At 70.8% G+C, this 14,630-nt stretch carries 14 protein-coding genes; 5 read left to right on the top strand and 9 right to left on the bottom strand.

The features are described 5' to 3' along the window. Positions 1-87: 87 nt before the first annotated feature. On the top strand, positions 88-1,227 hold the full coding sequence (locus OIE47_RS09660; RefSeq protein WP_326561149.1) for a class I SAM-dependent methyltransferase: 1,140 nt from the start codon (positions 88-90) through the stop codon (positions 1,225-1,227). A 10-nt stretch (positions 1,228-1,237) separates the two neighbouring features. Here OIE47_RS09660 and OIE47_RS09665 read toward each other — a convergent pair whose 3' ends face one another. After that, positions 1,238-1,645: a hypothetical protein gene (locus OIE47_RS09665; RefSeq protein ID WP_326561150.1), complete on the bottom strand. Its 408-nt coding sequence runs from the start codon at positions 1,643-1,645 to the stop codon at positions 1,238-1,240. A 392-nt stretch (positions 1,646-2,037) separates the two neighbouring features. On the opposite strand from OIE47_RS09665, the gene OIE47_RS09670 reads away from it, so the two are divergent. Beyond that, positions 2,038-2,502, top strand: a complete 465-nt coding sequence (locus OIE47_RS09670; RefSeq protein ID WP_326561151.1) for a helix-turn-helix domain-containing protein — start codon at positions 2,038-2,040, stop codon at positions 2,500-2,502. A gap of 14 nt (positions 2,503-2,516) precedes the next feature. Here the strand turns inward: OIE47_RS09670 and OIE47_RS09675 are convergent, their stop codons facing one another. Both OIE47_RS09675 and OIE47_RS09680 read right to left on the bottom strand, forming a co-directional pair. Next, positions 2,517-3,500 (bottom strand): hypothetical protein, encoded by a 984-nt coding sequence (locus OIE47_RS09675; protein WP_326561152.1) that lies wholly within the window; start codon positions 3,498-3,500, stop codon positions 2,517-2,519. Positions 3,501-3,513: 13 nt separating this feature from the next. After that, on the bottom strand, positions 3,514-3,882 hold the full coding sequence (locus OIE47_RS09680) for a metal-sensitive transcriptional regulator (RefSeq protein WP_442792069.1): 369 nt from the start codon (positions 3,880-3,882) through the stop codon (positions 3,514-3,516). 133 nt (positions 3,883-4,015) lie between these two features. On the opposite strand from OIE47_RS09680, the gene OIE47_RS09685 reads away from it, so the two are divergent. Then, a complete protein-coding gene (locus tag OIE47_RS09685) occupies positions 4,016-4,951 on the top strand; it encodes a C40 family peptidase (RefSeq protein ID WP_326561153.1) in 936 nt (311 codons plus the stop codon). A gap of 132 nt (positions 4,952-5,083) precedes the next feature. Here OIE47_RS09685 and OIE47_RS09690 read toward each other — a convergent pair whose 3' ends face one another. Together OIE47_RS09690 and OIE47_RS09695 are read right to left on the bottom strand one after the other, a co-directional pair. Further along, positions 5,084-7,249 carry a RecQ family ATP-dependent DNA helicase gene (locus OIE47_RS09690; RefSeq protein WP_326561154.1) on the bottom strand — a complete coding sequence of 722 codons (2,166 nt, stop codon included), beginning with the start codon at positions 7,247-7,249 and terminating at the stop codon, positions 5,084-5,086. A gap of 109 nt (positions 7,250-7,358) precedes the next feature. Beyond that, entirely contained in the window at positions 7,359-9,089 is a 1,731-nt protein-coding gene (locus OIE47_RS09695) for a BTAD domain-containing putative transcriptional regulator (RefSeq protein ID WP_326563046.1), read from the bottom strand. Between the two features lie 177 nt (positions 9,090-9,266). Here OIE47_RS09695 and OIE47_RS09700 point away from each other — a divergent pair, with 177 nt between their 5' ends. Together OIE47_RS09700 and OIE47_RS09705 are read left to right on the top strand one after the other, a co-directional pair. Further along, positions 9,267-10,073: a hypothetical protein gene (locus OIE47_RS09700; protein WP_326561155.1), complete on the top strand. Its 807-nt coding sequence runs from the start codon at positions 9,267-9,269 to the stop codon at positions 10,071-10,073. 182 nt (positions 10,074-10,255) lie between these two features. Beyond that, the gene (locus OIE47_RS09705; RefSeq protein ID WP_326561156.1) at positions 10,256-11,086 is read left to right on the top strand and encodes a hypothetical protein; all 831 of its coding nucleotides are present in this window, start codon (positions 10,256-10,258) and stop codon (positions 11,084-11,086) included. Positions 11,087-11,147: 61 nt separating this feature from the next. On the opposite strand, the gene OIE47_RS09710 is transcribed toward OIE47_RS09705, so the two are convergent. Genes OIE47_RS09710 through OIE47_RS09725 form a run of 4 tightly spaced genes read right to left on the bottom strand, consistent with a single transcriptional unit; the run spans position 11,148 to position 14,627 of the window. Beyond that, positions 11,148-12,269, bottom strand: a complete 1,122-nt coding sequence (locus tag OIE47_RS09710) for a branched-chain amino acid ABC transporter permease (RefSeq protein ID WP_326561157.1) — start codon at positions 12,267-12,269, stop codon at positions 11,148-11,150. Next, positions 12,266-13,156: a branched-chain amino acid ABC transporter permease gene (locus OIE47_RS09715; protein WP_326561158.1), complete on the bottom strand. Its 891-nt coding sequence runs from the start codon at positions 13,154-13,156 to the stop codon at positions 12,266-12,268. Before OIE47_RS09715 ends, OIE47_RS09710 begins: the two co-directional genes overlap by 4 nt. Further along, entirely contained in the window at positions 13,156-13,887 is a 732-nt protein-coding gene (locus OIE47_RS09720) for an ABC transporter ATP-binding protein (RefSeq protein WP_326561159.1), read from the bottom strand. Before OIE47_RS09720 ends, OIE47_RS09715 begins: the two co-directional genes overlap by 1 nt. Next, on the bottom strand, positions 13,884-14,627 hold the full coding sequence (locus OIE47_RS09725) for an ABC transporter ATP-binding protein (protein ID WP_326561160.1): 744 nt from the start codon (positions 14,625-14,627) through the stop codon (positions 13,884-13,886). Before OIE47_RS09725 ends, OIE47_RS09720 begins: the two co-directional genes overlap by 4 nt. Positions 14,628-14,630: the final 3 nt, after the last annotated feature.

The raw sequence follows: 14,630 nt of genomic DNA on the forward strand, positions 1-14,630 counted from the left end.
ATCGGTTCCGGCCTCCCCGATCATCGGCGGAGGCCGGAACCGTGTCGGCCCTCGACCCGACCCCGCTCGAAAAGGCCAGGTAGACACATGCCCGAACAACTCGAACTCGCACTCGCCGAGGTACGGGCGCTGCTGCTCGATCCCGGGCTGACCCGTGCGGTCGCCGCCGGCCGTCGCCGGGGACAGGCACCGACCCTGGTCCGCGCCGAACTGCGACCGGTGGCCCTCAAGGCCGGTCCCCGGCTACAGATCGCGACCTTCGACGGCTCCCGGCCGTACACCCGGAACGTGGCACCAGGTCCGGAGTCGGACGAGGCGGTGGACGCCCTGCTGGCCGAGCCGTTCGGCAACTGGCACGTGGAGACGGCGACCGCCACCGTCCAGGTACGGGTGACCAAGAAGGGCGACGCCCAGGTGCACCGGGCGGCTGCCGACCGTACGTCGGTCGCACCGGCCGGACACGACCGGGCCAAGGAGTACCTGCTCGATCCGGGCGACCCGCTGTTCGCCGCGGTCGGCGGCAGCGCGGCCAAGCGCCGCCAGGTCGACGCGTTCCTCCGGGCGCTGGCGGCAACCCTCCCGGCCGAGCTGACCGGGCCGTTGCGGGTGGTCGACCTCGGCTGCGGCAACGCGTACCTGACCTTCGCGGCGTACCGCTATCTGACCGGGCGCGGGGTGGAGGTCGAACTGGTCGGTGTGGACGTACGGGAGGACCAGCGGCAGCGCAACACCGAGCTGGCCGAGGAACTGGGGTGCGCCGACCGGGTACGGTTCGTCGCCGGCACCATCCTGGACGCGGTGGTCGAACCGGCACCCGACCTGGTGCTGGCCCTGCACGCCTGCGACACCGCCACCGACGAGGCACTCGCCCGCGCGGTCGGGTGGGGCGCCCGGTGGGTGCTCGCCGCCCCGTGCTGCCACCACGACCTGGCCCGGCAGTTGCGTGCCCGGCCGGCTCCGGAGCCGTACGACCTGCTGACCCGGGAGGGCATCCTGCGGGAGCGGTTCGCCGACGTACTCACCGACTCGCTGCGGGCCGGGTTGCTGCGGCTGCACGGGTACCGGGTCGAGGTGGTCGAGTTCGTCGACAGCCAGCACACGCCACGCAACCTGCTGCTGCGCGCCCGTCGTACCGGTGCCGAGCCGACACCGGAGCAGCGGACGGAGTACCGGGGACTGGTGTCGCAGTGGCAGGTCGTACCCCGGTTGGAAACCCTGCTGGGCTGACCCGCGCGGGTCAGCGGCGGCGGTCCCCGTTGCTGTCGCCCGGCGTACGCCCGGACGGGGTGGGAACGTCGTACGCCGTGGTCGGGAACGGTACGACGTTGCCGTTGCTCTCGGCCTCGGCGTTGCCGGCGGCGGCGAAGGCGTTCCAGGAGATGTCGACCAGCAGCCGCTTGAGTTCGGCGTGCCGGTCGGCGGCGTTGCGCTGCAACGCCATCCGGACCCCGAGCACTACCGACACCAGGGTGGTGATGATCGTCCCGGTGGCGGCCAGTACGTGCAGTCCGCTCACCTCCGTACGCGTGAAGACCAGCACCAGCAGCCAGATCCAGAAGCCGGCCGCGAAGACCGCGGCCTTGGCCACGAAGAACAGGCTGATCGATCCGGGTCGGTGTGGGAGCGGTGGGGCTGGATTGGCCACGTTGATCCTCTTCACTCGCCTCGGTGGGGACGTGCCAGCAGGCGATGGACGCCAGACGACGGTCAGCGGTCGACCGGCCTGACTCGATTCGGTCGACCCGCGCGATGGTCGAGCATAGTGGATTCAACCGATCACCGGGAGTGGTGGGCGCCCCGGTCGACAGGTCTCCCGCTACCCCCCCGGTCAGCGGGAGACCGTCGCCGTGGCGCCCCGCGCCGGGCGCTCCCACTCCGGACAGGCCAGGGCGGGTCGTCGATCCGGCGCCGAGGCACCACCGGGGCAGTCCCGGCCACGAGACTAGTCGATGGCTGCTTGAGTGGCGAAGCGCCGAGATGGCACTACGCTCAAGGGGCAAAGGTCGTGCTCCAGCAGGAGAGGGCTGTCCACTGACAATGGGTGCCGCATCGGACTCACCCCAGGCGGCATTCGCCCGCTTCGTCCGCAGAGCCATCGACGACGCCAAGGACGACCGAGGTTGGAGCGTCACCGACCTGGCCGCACACACCGGCGTCGGACGGTCCACCGTGTTCCGCTGGTTGGCCGGCGACTGGCACGACTATCCCGAGTTGGCGAAGGTGCGCGGCTTCTGCGCCGCGCTCGACGTACCGGTCACGGCGGCGTTCCGGGCGCTCGGCCTGCCCGACGGCGAACCGGTCCGCGACGACCGTCGCCGTACCCCGTCCGGCACGACAGTCCGCGCGGGTCGCGCCACGAAACGCGGTGATACGCAGATCGACGCGGACGTACGGGTGATCCTCACCCGGCTCGCCGACCCGACCGTGCCGGCGGACGAGAAACAACTGATCCGCGACCTGCTGCGTTACCTCGCCCAACGCCCGGTACGCAAAGCCGGCTGAGCCCGAGCCGGGGATCAGGGCACGATCAGGGTGAACTCGGCGGTGTGCACCACCCCGGCGACCTGGAAGTCGAAGAACATCCGGTAGCTACCCGGACTCGGCGCGGCCAGCCAGAACTTCACCGCACCGCCGACCAGTTGCTCCTCCGGGTGCACGTGCACATAGCCCAGGTCACCGGCACGCAACGTGACCAGGTGCCCGTACGCGCCCAGGTAGCGCTCCAGCCCGGCCACCGGGCTGCCGTTGGCGAAGACCCGGAACAGCAGCGGTTGGGTGGCACCCACCTGCGGGGTCCCCTCGTACGTGACCGTGAACTCCCCGACCGTCGCCTCCCGTGCCGCCGCCGGCAGGGCCGTCGGGGTGTAGTCGCCGTTGACGACCAGGTCGACGCCGAGCGTGGCGGCGGTCTCCTTGCCGGTGGCGTCGAGCGCGGTGAAGTCGGCGTACGCCCGCCAGATGCCGGGCGTGGCCAGGGTCAGCGGCACGGTCCAGGTGCCGTCCGGTGCCATCGTCGGGTGCAGGTGCTGGTAGCCGGAGAGATCACGGCGGGCCACGATCAGGTGCAACTGCTTGTCGTGGACAACCGTGAACTTCGTGACCGGTCGACGGTCGGTGCCGAGCACCTGGAACTGGAACGGCTGTTCCCGGCCGGGCTGGAACGCGCTGGTCGTCGGCACCAGGGTGAACCCGGAGGCGCTGAGCGAGAGCCCGCCGACCTCCGTACCGGCCGTGGCGGTGCCACCGGTGGTGGTCGTTCCCGGCCCGTGCTCGTGCGCCCCGGTGCCCGGCGCGTGGGTGTGGTCGCCCACCGCGGACGGCGTACCGGCGGAGGAACCGGCGCTGTCGGTGTTCATCCGGCCGAGCCCGAAGCCGCCGACCAGGGCGAGGACCACCCCGCCGACGAAGAGGGCCATCCGCGCCGAACCCCGCTCCGGCGCCGGGGGCGGCTCCAACGTGGCATCCGTCGCCACCGACTCCGATCCGACCACCGACGACATGAGCTGGTCTCCTCTACGAACGGACGAGGCGGGCGATGGCGTCGGACGCTTCCTTGACCTTGGCGGACGGGTCACTGCCGTCCCGGGCCGCCTCCATCACGCAGTGCGCGATGTGTCCCTCCAGCAGGCCGACCGCAACAGCCTGGAGTGCCTTGGTCGCGGCCGAGATCTGGGTGAGCACGTCGATGCAGTACGTGTCCTCCTCGACCATTCGGTGCAGGCCGCGTACCTGGCCCTCGACCCGGCGCAGTCGACCGAGGATGGCCTGCTTGTCCGAGGCGTACCAGTAGGGGCCGTGCCCGGCTGCGGCCGGAGCGGCGTCGGCGGAGGGGGCCGGAGCGGGGTCGGCGGGAGGGGTCTGCGCCGGCGGCTCTTCGGTCATGCCGAGCAGAATACCCCCCGGTCGTATCCACGCCCATCTCGGTGGATCCCGTCGCCAACGTCGATGGTCAGTCGTTGAGCAGGTCGTGCCGACAACCGTCGTACCGCGCCGCACTGCGGCGTTCGCAGCCGGGATGTCCGTCGTGTTGGCGCTCGCCGCCGCGCCCGAGCCGGCTGATGCCGAGCCACCCGGCAAGACCACCGAACAGCAGCTCGCCGCCGCTGCCGAGCAGCTCGAGATCGTCATCGAGCAGTACAACGGCCTGCACGAGGAGCTGCGCGGGTCCCGGGTTCGGGCGGCCGAGCTGGACCGCGACCTGGCCGTACTGGCGGACGCCATGACCGCTCACCGCGCGGAGGCGGCCCGGCTGGCGGCCCAGGTCTACCGGGGGCACGGGGCGCAGCCGCTCGCGGCCGTCTCGGCGCTGCTCACCGCGTCCACCGACGACCTGCTCGGTTCCCTGTTGATGTTGAACCGGCTGAGTCGGGACCAGCGTCGGATCGTCGCGCAGCTCGCGGTCACCCACGATCAGCTCTCCGTCGCCCGAGCCGAGGCGCGGGCGCTGGACGAGCAGCAGCGGGTCCAGGAACGCCAACTGGCGTTGCGCAAGCAGCACATCGAGGGCGAGATCAGCCGGCTGAGCCGACTGCGGGACGCGACCGGCGAGCGCGAGCCCGCCCCACCCCGGTCCGCGCCCCGCCCACCCGGCGACCTGGGCAGCGGTGCCGCCGCGTCGGCGGTCCGGTTCGCGTACGCCCAGCTCGGCAAGCGTTACCAGTGGGGCGGCGAGGGCCCGGACGGGTACGACTGCTCCGGCCTCACCTCGGCCGCCTGGCGCGCGGGCGGTGTGCAGTTGCCGCACAACGCCGCCCGGCAGTGGCGCGTGGTGAAGCGGATCAGCCGTGCCGAGCGCCAGCCCGGCGACCTGGTCTTCTACTACGCCGACATCCACCACGTGGGGATCTACGTCGGCGACGGCAACATCATCCACGCCCCCCGTTCCGGCAAACCGGTCCAACTAGAACGCGTCGACTACCAACCCATCCACGGCTACGGCCGCCCCACCTGACCGCGCCCCCCTCCCCCTCCTCCCCTGGCGCCTAATACAGAGAAAGAGTGGTTATCCAGCGTCGGATAGCCACTCTTTCTCTGTATTAGTGGCCGACCGGCGGGCGGGCGGGCACGGGGCGGGTGGGGTGGGTTAGGCGGCGAGGGCTAGGGACAGGGGGAGGACGGCGGGGGCGCCGGAGCGGCGGAGCAGGCGGGCGACCATGGTCATGGTCCAGCCGGAGTCGACCAGGTCGTCGATCAGCAGGACCGGACCGTCGAGGTCGGCGAGGGCGTCGGCCAGTGCCGGCGGTACGGCAAAAGCGTCGTGCAGTACGCGTACGCGTTGGGCGCTGTTGCCGCGCGGACCGTCACCGCCGGACGCGCCTTCGCGGGCCGGCACCTCCCCCAGCAGCGGTAACCGGCCGACGGTGGCGATCCGCTCGGCGAGGCTGTGCACGAGTCGGGGGCGGCGCCGGGAGCCGATCGCGACCACCGCCACCGGGCGGGCCGGCCAGGGGTCGGAGCCGCGCGACCAGTCCCGGAGCACCTCGACCATCGCCGCCGCCACGTCGTCGGGGATGGTCGCGTCGGTGGCCTCCGGCGCCACGAGATTACGCAGCCGCCCTCCCCAGCCCAGGTCGGAGAGGCGCCCGAGGGCCCGGCCGGGCAGTGCCTGCTCGCTCGGGCCGATCTTGCCGCGCAGCGGTACGCCGACCGCCTCCAGACCGGTCGGCCAGAGCTTCTTCGGCGCGATGTCCACGCCGGGGCGGCCGAGCCAGGCCTGCGCGGCGGCGAGCGCGGGCGCGGAAACGTCGGTGTTGTACTGTCCGCCCGCGCACCGGTCACACCGTCCACAGGGGACGGCCTCGGGGTCGTCCAGGCAGCGGCGGAGAAACTCCATCCGGCAGTCGGTGGTGCTCACGTACTCGCGCATCGACTGCTGCTCGGCGGTGCGTGCCTGGGCCACCCGGCGCAGCCGGGCCTCGTCGTACTGCCACGGTTGCCCGGTGGCCAGCCAGCCACCGCGTACGCGACGCACCGCGCCGTCGACGTCGAGCACCTTCAGCATCAGTTCGAGCCGGGTACGCCGAAGGTCGACGATCGGCTCCAGCGCGGGTGTGGACAGTGGACGGTCGGGGTCCAGTGCGCCGAGCACGGCGCGTACCTGCTCCTCGGGCGGGAAGGCGAGCGAGGCGAAGTAACGCCAGATCGCCTGGTCCTCGGCACCGGGCAGGAGCAGCACCTCGGCGTGCTCGACCGCGCGCCCGGCCCGGCCGACCTGCTGGTAGTAGGCGATCGGCGAGGGCGGTGCGCCAAGATGGGCGACAAATCCGAGGTCCGGCTTGTCGAACCCCATGCCCAGCGCCGACGTCGCCACCAACGCCTTGATCTTGTTGTCGAGCAGGTCCTGCTCGGCGGCCCGGCGTTCGGCGTCGTCGGACTGCCCGGTGTACGCGGCCACGGCGTACCCACGGGAACGGAGGAACTCGGCCGTCTCACCGGCCGCCGCGACGGTGAGGGTGTAGATGATCCCCGAGCCGGGCAGCTCGTCGAGGTGGTCGGCGAGCCAGCCGAGCCGGTGCGCCGGACTCGGCAGGTCGAGTACGGCCAACCGCAGCGAGGCCCGGTCCAGGGCCCCGCGCAGGACCAGCGCCCCACCGGTCTGACCGGGTGCGGTGCCGGTGTTGAGCTGTTCGGCCACGTCGTCGGTGACCCGCTGGTTGGCGGTGGCGGTGGTGGCCAGCACCGGGGTCCGGTCCGGCAACCCGGCGAGGAACGTACGCAGCCGGCGGTAGTCGGGGCGGAAGTCGTGTCCCCAGTCGGAGACGCAGTGCGCCTCGTCGACCACGAGCAGTCCGGTGGTGGCCGCGAGCCGGGGCAGCACGCTGTCCCGGAAGTCGGGGTTGTTCAGCCGCTCCGGGCTGATCAGCAGGACGTCGACCGTACCGGCGTGGATCTCTCTGGCGATCTCATCCCATTCGTCCAGGTTCGCGGAGTTGATCGTACGAGCCCGGATGCCCGCCCGAGCCGCCGCCTCCACCTGGTTGCGCATCAGCGCCAGCAGCGGCGACACGATCACGGTCGGCCCGGCGGCTCCACTCCCGCTCCCGTCCCCGGCGCGCAGCAACGCCGTGGCCACGAAGTAGACCGCCGACTTGCCCCATCCGGTGCGCTGTACGCAGAGCACCCGTCGCTGGTCGACCACCAGCGCCTCGATCGCCCGCCACTGGTCCTCGCGGAGCCGGGCGTGATCACCGGCGAGCCGGCGCAACACCGCCTCGGCCCGTTCCCGTACCGCCACCCGGTCATCTGTCACCTGGCATTTCTACCAGCGCGGACGGACGTTTCCGTCGTACCCGCCCCCGGGATCGCCGATCCAGGCAGAGATCGGCACGAACCCGGCGGACGTGTCGCCATCTTCCCGATCAGGCGGGCGCCGCGGCGGTGATCGGGGGTTGGAACAGGAGGACTTCGCGAAGCTGGTTCAGTACGCCACGGGGAAGGCGGGAACGGGCGGCGAAGTCGTCCATCGAGGTGAACCCGCCCCGCTGGGACCGCTCGTGGGCGATGTGCCGCCCCTGCTCCGGCGTGATCCCGGGCAGACTCCAGAGCACCTGGTCGATGACCGCGTTGACGTCGATCAGGCCGCCGTCGTCGAAGGAGCGCAGCAGATCGGGCCGACCGATCTGGAGGTCGACCCGAGCCGCCGGGTAGTGGTAGAAGAGGTGTCGGGCCTGCTCCCGACGCGTACGTTGGGCCGCCATGAAGGCGGCCGGGATCCCGACGGATCGAGCCGATCGCCAGTGCATCACGAGGACGAAGGCCACTCCACCGAACGAGATCACTCCCCAGTAGAACACCGCGACGACGTCGAAAACGTGCAGGTCCTCCTCGAGCGGCCCCTGTCCCCAGGTCATGAACAGCCCGGTCAGGATCAGGATGACCAAGGCGGTCACCCCCAGCCAGACGCTGCGCCGTCGACCCGCGTAGTAGGCGATGATCCCCCAGGTCATGAAACCGAGGCTGCCGATCACGACCAGTAGCCCGAACCCGGTCTCGGCCCAACCGCCGAACAGTTTGCCGGGGTGTCCCGACGGTTGCGCGCCGGTCACCGGGGCGAACTGGAACGGCAGCGGCATGGGCGGCGCCGGGGGCAACTGGGCCGCCTGCGGGACCGGAGTCGCGACCGGGGCCGGGATCACGGTCGGCGGCACAGCGGTCAGCACGGATGCGGGTGCGGCAGTCACCACGGGCACGGCTCCCGGCATCGCGACGGGCACGGCTTCCGACGACGCGACGGGCACGGCTCCCGGCATCGCGACGGGTGCGGGCACGGCCGGGGCGACCAGGACCGGCGGTACGAGCCGATCCGGCTCGCCCGCTACGCCCAGTGCCGGATCGGACCGCAGGATCCGCCGGTGCAACTCCTGCAGGCTCTCGCCGGGCTCGACGCCGTACTCCTCGCTGAGCAGTGCCCGTACCTCGCGGAACGCCGCCAGGGCCTCGGCCTGCCGGCCGGAGCGGTAGAGCGCCAGCATCAGCAGCCCGTGCAACTGCTCCCGGACCGGGAACCGGCCGACCGCCTGGATCAGGTCGGTGACCATCTCCTTGTGGCGCCCGAGATTCAGCTCGGTCTCGGCCCACGATTCCAGGGCCGCCGCCCGACCCTCGATCAGCCGGGCCCGCGCCGAGTCGAAGAACGTACCGGTGAAGCCGACGAGTGGCTCGCCCCGCCAGAGCGCGAGTGCCTGCCGGAGTTCGTCGGCCGCCTCACCCAGCCGTCCCTGCGTACGCGCGGCGGTCGCCCGCCGTACCCGGCGCTCGAAGAGTTCCGTGTCGAGGTTCTCGGCGGAGACCCGCAACTGGTAACCGGTGTCGGTGAGGGTCAACAGTTGCCCCGGACTGCGCGGCGATCGTTCCGGTTCCAGGATCCGGCGCAGCCCGGCGACGTACTTCTGCACCACGTTGGGGCCGTTCATCGGCGGGTCGTCCTGCCACACCGCGTCGACGATCTGGGTGGGCGAGACCGGACGTCCGGCATAGAGCAGGAGCATGGCGAGCACCGCCCGTTGCTTGCCCGGCCCGAGGTCCAGTTCCCGGTCCCCGTGCCACGCCCGCAGCGGTCCGAGAAGTTCGAAGCGCAGGCCCGCCCCCATGTGCACCTCGCTCCTGACCTCGGATTCCGCCGACGGCAGTACACGTCAGCCGGACGGCAGCATAACGACAGTCGTCCGGCAGTATGTGCGAGCACTCTCATGATCGACACGAACGTCCCCGCCCGGATCAGCCGGGCGGACCTTAACGGAGAGATAGACATGCGGCGACGAAACACCATGATTCACACCCTTCGGCGGGCGACCGTCACCGTCGCGGCAGTCACGGCAGCGGCTGGCCTGCTGGCCGGATGTGGGCAGGACACGGCCGGGTCGGAGGCGGCACCGGCGGCGACGACCGCAGCGCCCAACCCCAAGGAGACCCTGCTCGCCGCCGTCCCGGACGAGACCCGTCCCGGCTTCAGCTACACCATCAAGGACTGGGAGACGACCCTCACCGGCGAGGTGGCGCCGACGACCAAGGCGACGCACCTGCGGATGGAGATCAAGGAAGAGTCGCTGGGCTTCACCATGCACATGGCGTACCTGACCGTGGACAAGCAGAGCTGGACCAAGATCACCTTCACCGAAACCAAGGGCCTCACCGGGCTGCCGAAATTGCCCGCGAAGTGGATGCTGCTGGATCCGGCCAAGCTGACCGACGCGGAAGGCGTGCCGACCGAGTACACGGGCGCTGACGTGGCCGACCTGAAGCCGCTGCTGGCGAACACGACCATCACCGAGAGCGCCGCAGGAAAGTACGCCGGCACCGTCGACCTGAGCGGCGCGGCCGGTACCAACATCTTCTCGGAGGAGACCGCCGCCGGGATCGGCGAGGCGGCGAAGACCCTGCCCTTCCAGGCGACCGTCGACGCCGAGGGCCGGCTCACCAGCTTCCTGGTGAACGTGCCCACGGTGGGCAAGACCAAGGCGTACGACTACAGCGTCACCTACGCCGACTACGGCACCGCCCCGGCTGTGGCCGTACCGGCTGCCGCTGACGCGGTCGCGGCACCGGCTGCGGCGTACGAGCTGATCAACTCCTGATCCTGAGCACGTGACGAGGGGGTGGCGGCCACACGGGGGGCCGCCACCCCCTCCGCGCGCCGAACGGGGCACCGGGTGGGCCCGGGCGGCCGGTGGCGGTCATCCGGCAGGATCGCCGACGGTCCACAATCGACAGATACCTGCCGCGGACCAACGTCGCGCGACCACCGACAGGGACGGACATGCAGCAATCGCACGTCACTCACAGCAAGGCGCTACGCAACTTCGGCCTCACGGTCGGGATCACGTTGATCGTCTGCCTGCTCGGCGCCCTGTGCCAGTGCGGAGGCGAACCGGTGGCCGAGGCGCCGCCGGGCGAGAAGTCGAGGCTCTTCGCCGCACTTCCGAGCGCTACCGGACCCGGCTTCGGTTACACCATCACCAACTGGGAGCGGACCTTCGTCGGCGAGGTGGGGCCGTCCGCCGGAGCTTTCCAACAGCGGACATCGCACCGCAACCAGGAGTTGGGCGCCACCGTGGAGGTGACCTATCTCTGTTCGCGTAACCAGATCTGGGCGAAGGTCGAGTTCACCGACGCGAAGGATCCCAGGAAGCTGCCGACCTTCCCGGACGAGTGGATGCTGTTGAACTACAGCCGGATGCACGTCGACACACCGATGCCACCGAGGTACACGGAGCCGGACGTGGGCGGCGTCTGGGGGTTGCTGTCACACGCCACCTCGGTGAACGAGAGCGAGCCCGGGATCTTCACCGGGCGGGTCGACCTGGCGGGCGGGGCGGCGGAGAAGTACCTGTCCGAGGAGGCGGTCCAGAAGCTCGGCGACACGGGTGTATGGCTGCCCTTCCGGGCCACGCTCGACCAGCAGGGCCGCCTCGCCACCATGGCGGTCAGCGTCCCCAAGGTCGGCGACACCGAAGCGTACGAACACACCATCACCTACCGCAATTACGGCACCACCCCCACAATCTCCCTCCCCGACCCCACCACCCCCTCCACCCACCCCTCCCCCTCTACAACCTCCTCGCCCCCTGACCCCGAACCCTCCGGTTGATCATGAAGTTAGCGCGGTCGACGTCGGCGTGTCGCCGCACTAACTTCATGATCAACGGCCTCTAGCGGCGGGGGCGGGAGGTTAGGTGGTGGAGGGGGGTTAGGCGGGTTTTTAGGCTGGCCAGGCCGCCGGGGAAGAAGTAGACGGCGAGGATGAAGACCGTGCCCAGGACGAACAGGGGTTGGGAGAGGGGGGCGCTGAGGACGGTGGGGAGGCTGTCTACTGCCGAGGAGGAGCCGAAGTCGGTGAGGCGGTGGTCCAGGTACATGTAGAGGAAACCGCCGATGACCGGGCCCCAACGCGTACCGGGTCCACCGAGGACCACCATGACCAGCAGCGACAGGGTCAGCTCGGACGACGTGATGTGCGGTGACGCGCCACCGACGAGCAGGCAGTAGATCACGCCCCCGGCGGTGGCGAGACTGCCGGAGAGGGTGAACGCGACCAGCTTGAACCGGTACGGATCAAGCCCGAGCACCCCGATCCGCCGCTCGTCGTCGCGGAGTCCGGCGAGCACCCGACCGGTCGGCGAGGCGGCGACCCGGGCCACCACGAAAACCACCAGGGCCAGGTACGCCAGCGCCAACCAGTACAGGTTGACCGTGTTCGCCACCCCGACCAGGCTGTCCGGCAACCCGGACACGTCCAGCGGCAGACCCTCCTCGCCACCGGTCAGGCCACCGGAGTCCAGGGCGACCAGGGTCGCACCGACCTGCGCGAAGGCGAGCGTGACCATGGCGAAGGCGATCCCGGCCGTACGCAACGCGATCGCGCCGAGCAGGGCGGCCAGGATCGCGCCACCGGCGAGGGTGAGCAGGGCCGCCTGCCACAGCGGGAGCCCGCCCTTGGTCACCAGGATGTCGGTGCCGTAGACCCCGGCGGCGAAGTAGAGCGCGTGCCCGAAGGAGAGCATGCCCGTACGCCCGAACAGCAGGTCGTACCCGGCGGCGAGACCACCGAAGACCAGGCAGATGGCGAGCAGTTGCAGGGTGCCGGGCGAGTTGAGCGGCCCGTCGAAGAGCCCCGGCAGCGACACCGTCGAGTACGGCAGTATCGCGAAGACCGCCAACGCCACCAGCGGCAACCAGGGCCGGACGATCCCGAACCAGCCCCGGCGACGCTCCGGTTCATCCGGTGGGGCAGCCGCAGGCGCTGCCACCACGGGAGTCTGAAGCTCGGTCATGCCGTTACCGCCTTTCCGGCGATGCCCTGCGGGCGGAGCAGCAGCACCGCCGCGAGCAGCGCGACGACGCAGAGGTCACCGGCGCCCGAGGTGCCGTAGTAGTTGACGAACTGCTGCAACAGCCCGACGACGACCGCCGCGTACGCGGAGCCGACCACCGAGCCCATCCCGCCGATGACCACCACGATGAAGGCGAAGATGAGCAGCGAACCGCCCTGACTCGGTGACACCGAGCCGTAGTAGACGCCGCCCAGCCCGCCAGCGAGTGCCGCCACGGCCCCGCCGATGACGAAGACCAGGGTGAACGCCTTGCGTACGTCGATGCCGAGCGCGGTGACCATCTCCCGGTTCTCCACCCCGGCCCGGATGATCAGGCCGTAGCGGGTGTAGCGGAGGAAGGCCAGCAGCGCGGCGAGCACCACGACGGCGGCGACGATCAGCAGCAGGATGGAGTTCGGCACCTTGGCGCCGAGCACCACGGTCACCTGCCGGCTCCACTCCGGACGGGGAAAGTCGCGCGGGTCGGCACCCCAGGATGCCTGGAGCAACGCCACCCCGGCCAGCGACAACCCGACGGTGACCAGCACCTGTTCGATGTTGCGCGAGTAGAGCGGCCGGATCATCACCAGTTCGACCAGTGCCCCGACCAGCGCACCGGCGGCGACACCGAACGCGACCGCGAGCACGAAACCGAAGCCGCCCGGTCCGGCACCGGGCAGGTGGTTCGCCGCCCACCAGGTGCCGTACGCGCCGACGGAGAGGAACAGCCCGTGGGCGAAGTTGAGTACGTCGGCGAGGCCGAACACCAGGGAGAGCCCGGCGGCGACGAGGAAGTACAGCGCGGCCAGGCCGAGCCCGGTGAGCGTCAACAGCACGATGGTGCCCATCAGGCGTGTACCCCCGACGATCCGACTCCGAGCAGGTTCTTGGTCAGGTCCGGCTCCTCCAGCAGTTGCCGGGCGCCGCCGGTCCAGGCGACCCGTCCGGCGTCGAGCACGATCGCGTCCTGGGCGAGCCGGCGTACGACCGCGAGGTTCTGTTCGACGAGCAGGACCGGCACGGTGACCGCGACCCGTTCCAGCACCTCGGCGACCTCGGTGACGACCTTCGGGGCGAGCCCCTTGGTCGGCTCGTCGACCAGCAGCAGTTTGTTGTTGTTGAGCAGGACCCGGCCGATGGCGAGCATCTGCTGCTGGCCACCGGAGAGCGAACCGGCCCGTTGCCGTCCGCGCCGGTCCAGCTCCGGGAAAAGCTCGTAGACCTTGTCGTACGCCGGTTTCGCGCCCCGCTGTTCGGCGAGCCGCAGATTTTCGGTGACGGTGAGCCCGGCGAACACGCACCGGTCCTCGGGTACGTAACCGAGCCCGCCCCGGACCAGCTTGTGCGTCGCCTGCCCGGTGAGGCTCTGCGACCCGGTACGGATGCTGCCGCTCACCTCGCCGTTGCGCGGGGTGAGCCCGATGATGGCGCGCAGGGTGGTGGTCTTGCCGACCCCGTTGCGTCCGAGCAGCACGGTCACCCCGGTCGGCGCCACCGTGAAGGAGACGCCCTGGAGGATGTGCAGCCCGGCGATCCGTACCGAAAGGTCCTCGACGGTCAGAATCGGTTCGTTGCTCATAGCGACTCCCCCAGGTACGCCTCTTGCACGGTGGCGTTGGCCATGACGGTGTCCGGGGTGTCGATGGCGAGCAGCGCGCCGTGGTGCATGACCGCGATCCGGTCGGCGAGTTCCAGGATCACGTCCATGTGGTGCTCGACCATCAGCACCGACCGGCCGCTGTCGCCGGTCAGCGACCGGATCACCGCGACGAGTTCCGGCACGTCCTCGGCGCTGACCCCGGCCATCGGCTCGTCCAGCAGCATCACCTTCGGTTCCCCGGCGAGCAGCAGCGCGATTTCGAGTTTGCGCTTCTCACCGTGGGCGAGGGTGCCGGCGAGTGCCGTACCCCGGTGGCTGAGGCCGACCCGGTCGAGCGCCTCGTCGGCGGCGGCGGCCACGTCCTTGTCGGCCGCCGCCCGCCGCCACAGCTTCATCGACCCGCCACGATGCGCCTGTACGGCGAGCCGCACGTTCTCCCGCACGTCGAGCGAGCCGAACACCGAGGATGCCTGGAAGGTGCGGCCGAGCCCGAGGCCGGCCCGCCGGTGCGGCGGGAGCCCGCTGATGTCCTGCCCGTGCAGCAGCACCTGCCCCTCGGTGGGGCGCCGCAGCCCGGAGATCAGGTTGAACAGGGACGTCTTGCCCGCTCCGTTCGGCCCGATCACGCCGAGGAACTCTCCCGGCGCCAGGTCGAAGGAGACGTCGTCGACGATGGCGACTTCGCCGATTCGCCAACTGAGGCCTCGGGTGGCCAGCACTAC

It is taken from the genome of Micromonospora sp. NBC_01796 (genome assembly GCF_035917455.1).
GTDB lineage: Bacteria > Actinomycetota > Actinomycetes > Mycobacteriales > Micromonosporaceae > Micromonospora_G.

Excerpts from the sequence above, each read along its gene's own strand:
- OIE47_RS09660 (WP_326561149.1), top strand. The coding sequence starts at position 88 with ATGCCCGAACAACTCGAACTCGCACTCGCCGAGGTACGGGCGCTGCTG.
- OIE47_RS09670 (WP_326561151.1), top strand. The coding sequence starts at position 2,038 with ATGGGTGCCGCATCGGACTCACCCCAGGCGGCATTCGCCCGCTTCGTC.
- OIE47_RS09675 (WP_326561152.1), bottom strand. The coding sequence starts at position 3,500 with ATGTCGTCGGTGGTCGGATCGGAGTCGGTGGCGACGGATGCCACGTTG.
- OIE47_RS09680 (WP_442792069.1), bottom strand. The coding sequence starts at position 3,882 with ATGACCGAAGAGCCGCCGGCGCAGACCCCTCCCGCCGACCCCGCTCCG.
- OIE47_RS09685 (WP_326561153.1), top strand. The coding sequence starts at position 4,016 with ATGTCCGTCGTGTTGGCGCTCGCCGCCGCGCCCGAGCCGGCTGATGCC.
- OIE47_RS09695 (WP_326563046.1), bottom strand. The coding sequence starts at position 9,089 with ATGGGGGCGGGCCTGCGCTTCGAACTTCTCGGACCGCTGCGGGCGTGG.
- OIE47_RS09700 (WP_326561155.1), top strand. The coding sequence starts at position 9,267 with ATGATTCACACCCTTCGGCGGGCGACCGTCACCGTCGCGGCAGTCACG.
- OIE47_RS09705 (WP_326561156.1), top strand. The coding sequence starts at position 10,256 with ATGCAGCAATCGCACGTCACTCACAGCAAGGCGCTACGCAACTTCGGC.
- OIE47_RS09710 (WP_326561157.1), bottom strand. The coding sequence starts at position 12,269 with ATGACCGAGCTTCAGACTCCCGTGGTGGCAGCGCCTGCGGCTGCCCCA.
- OIE47_RS09715 (WP_326561158.1), bottom strand. The coding sequence starts at position 13,156 with ATGGGCACCATCGTGCTGTTGACGCTCACCGGGCTCGGCCTGGCCGCG.
- OIE47_RS09720 (WP_326561159.1), bottom strand. The coding sequence starts at position 13,887 with ATGAGCAACGAACCGATTCTGACCGTCGAGGACCTTTCGGTACGGATC.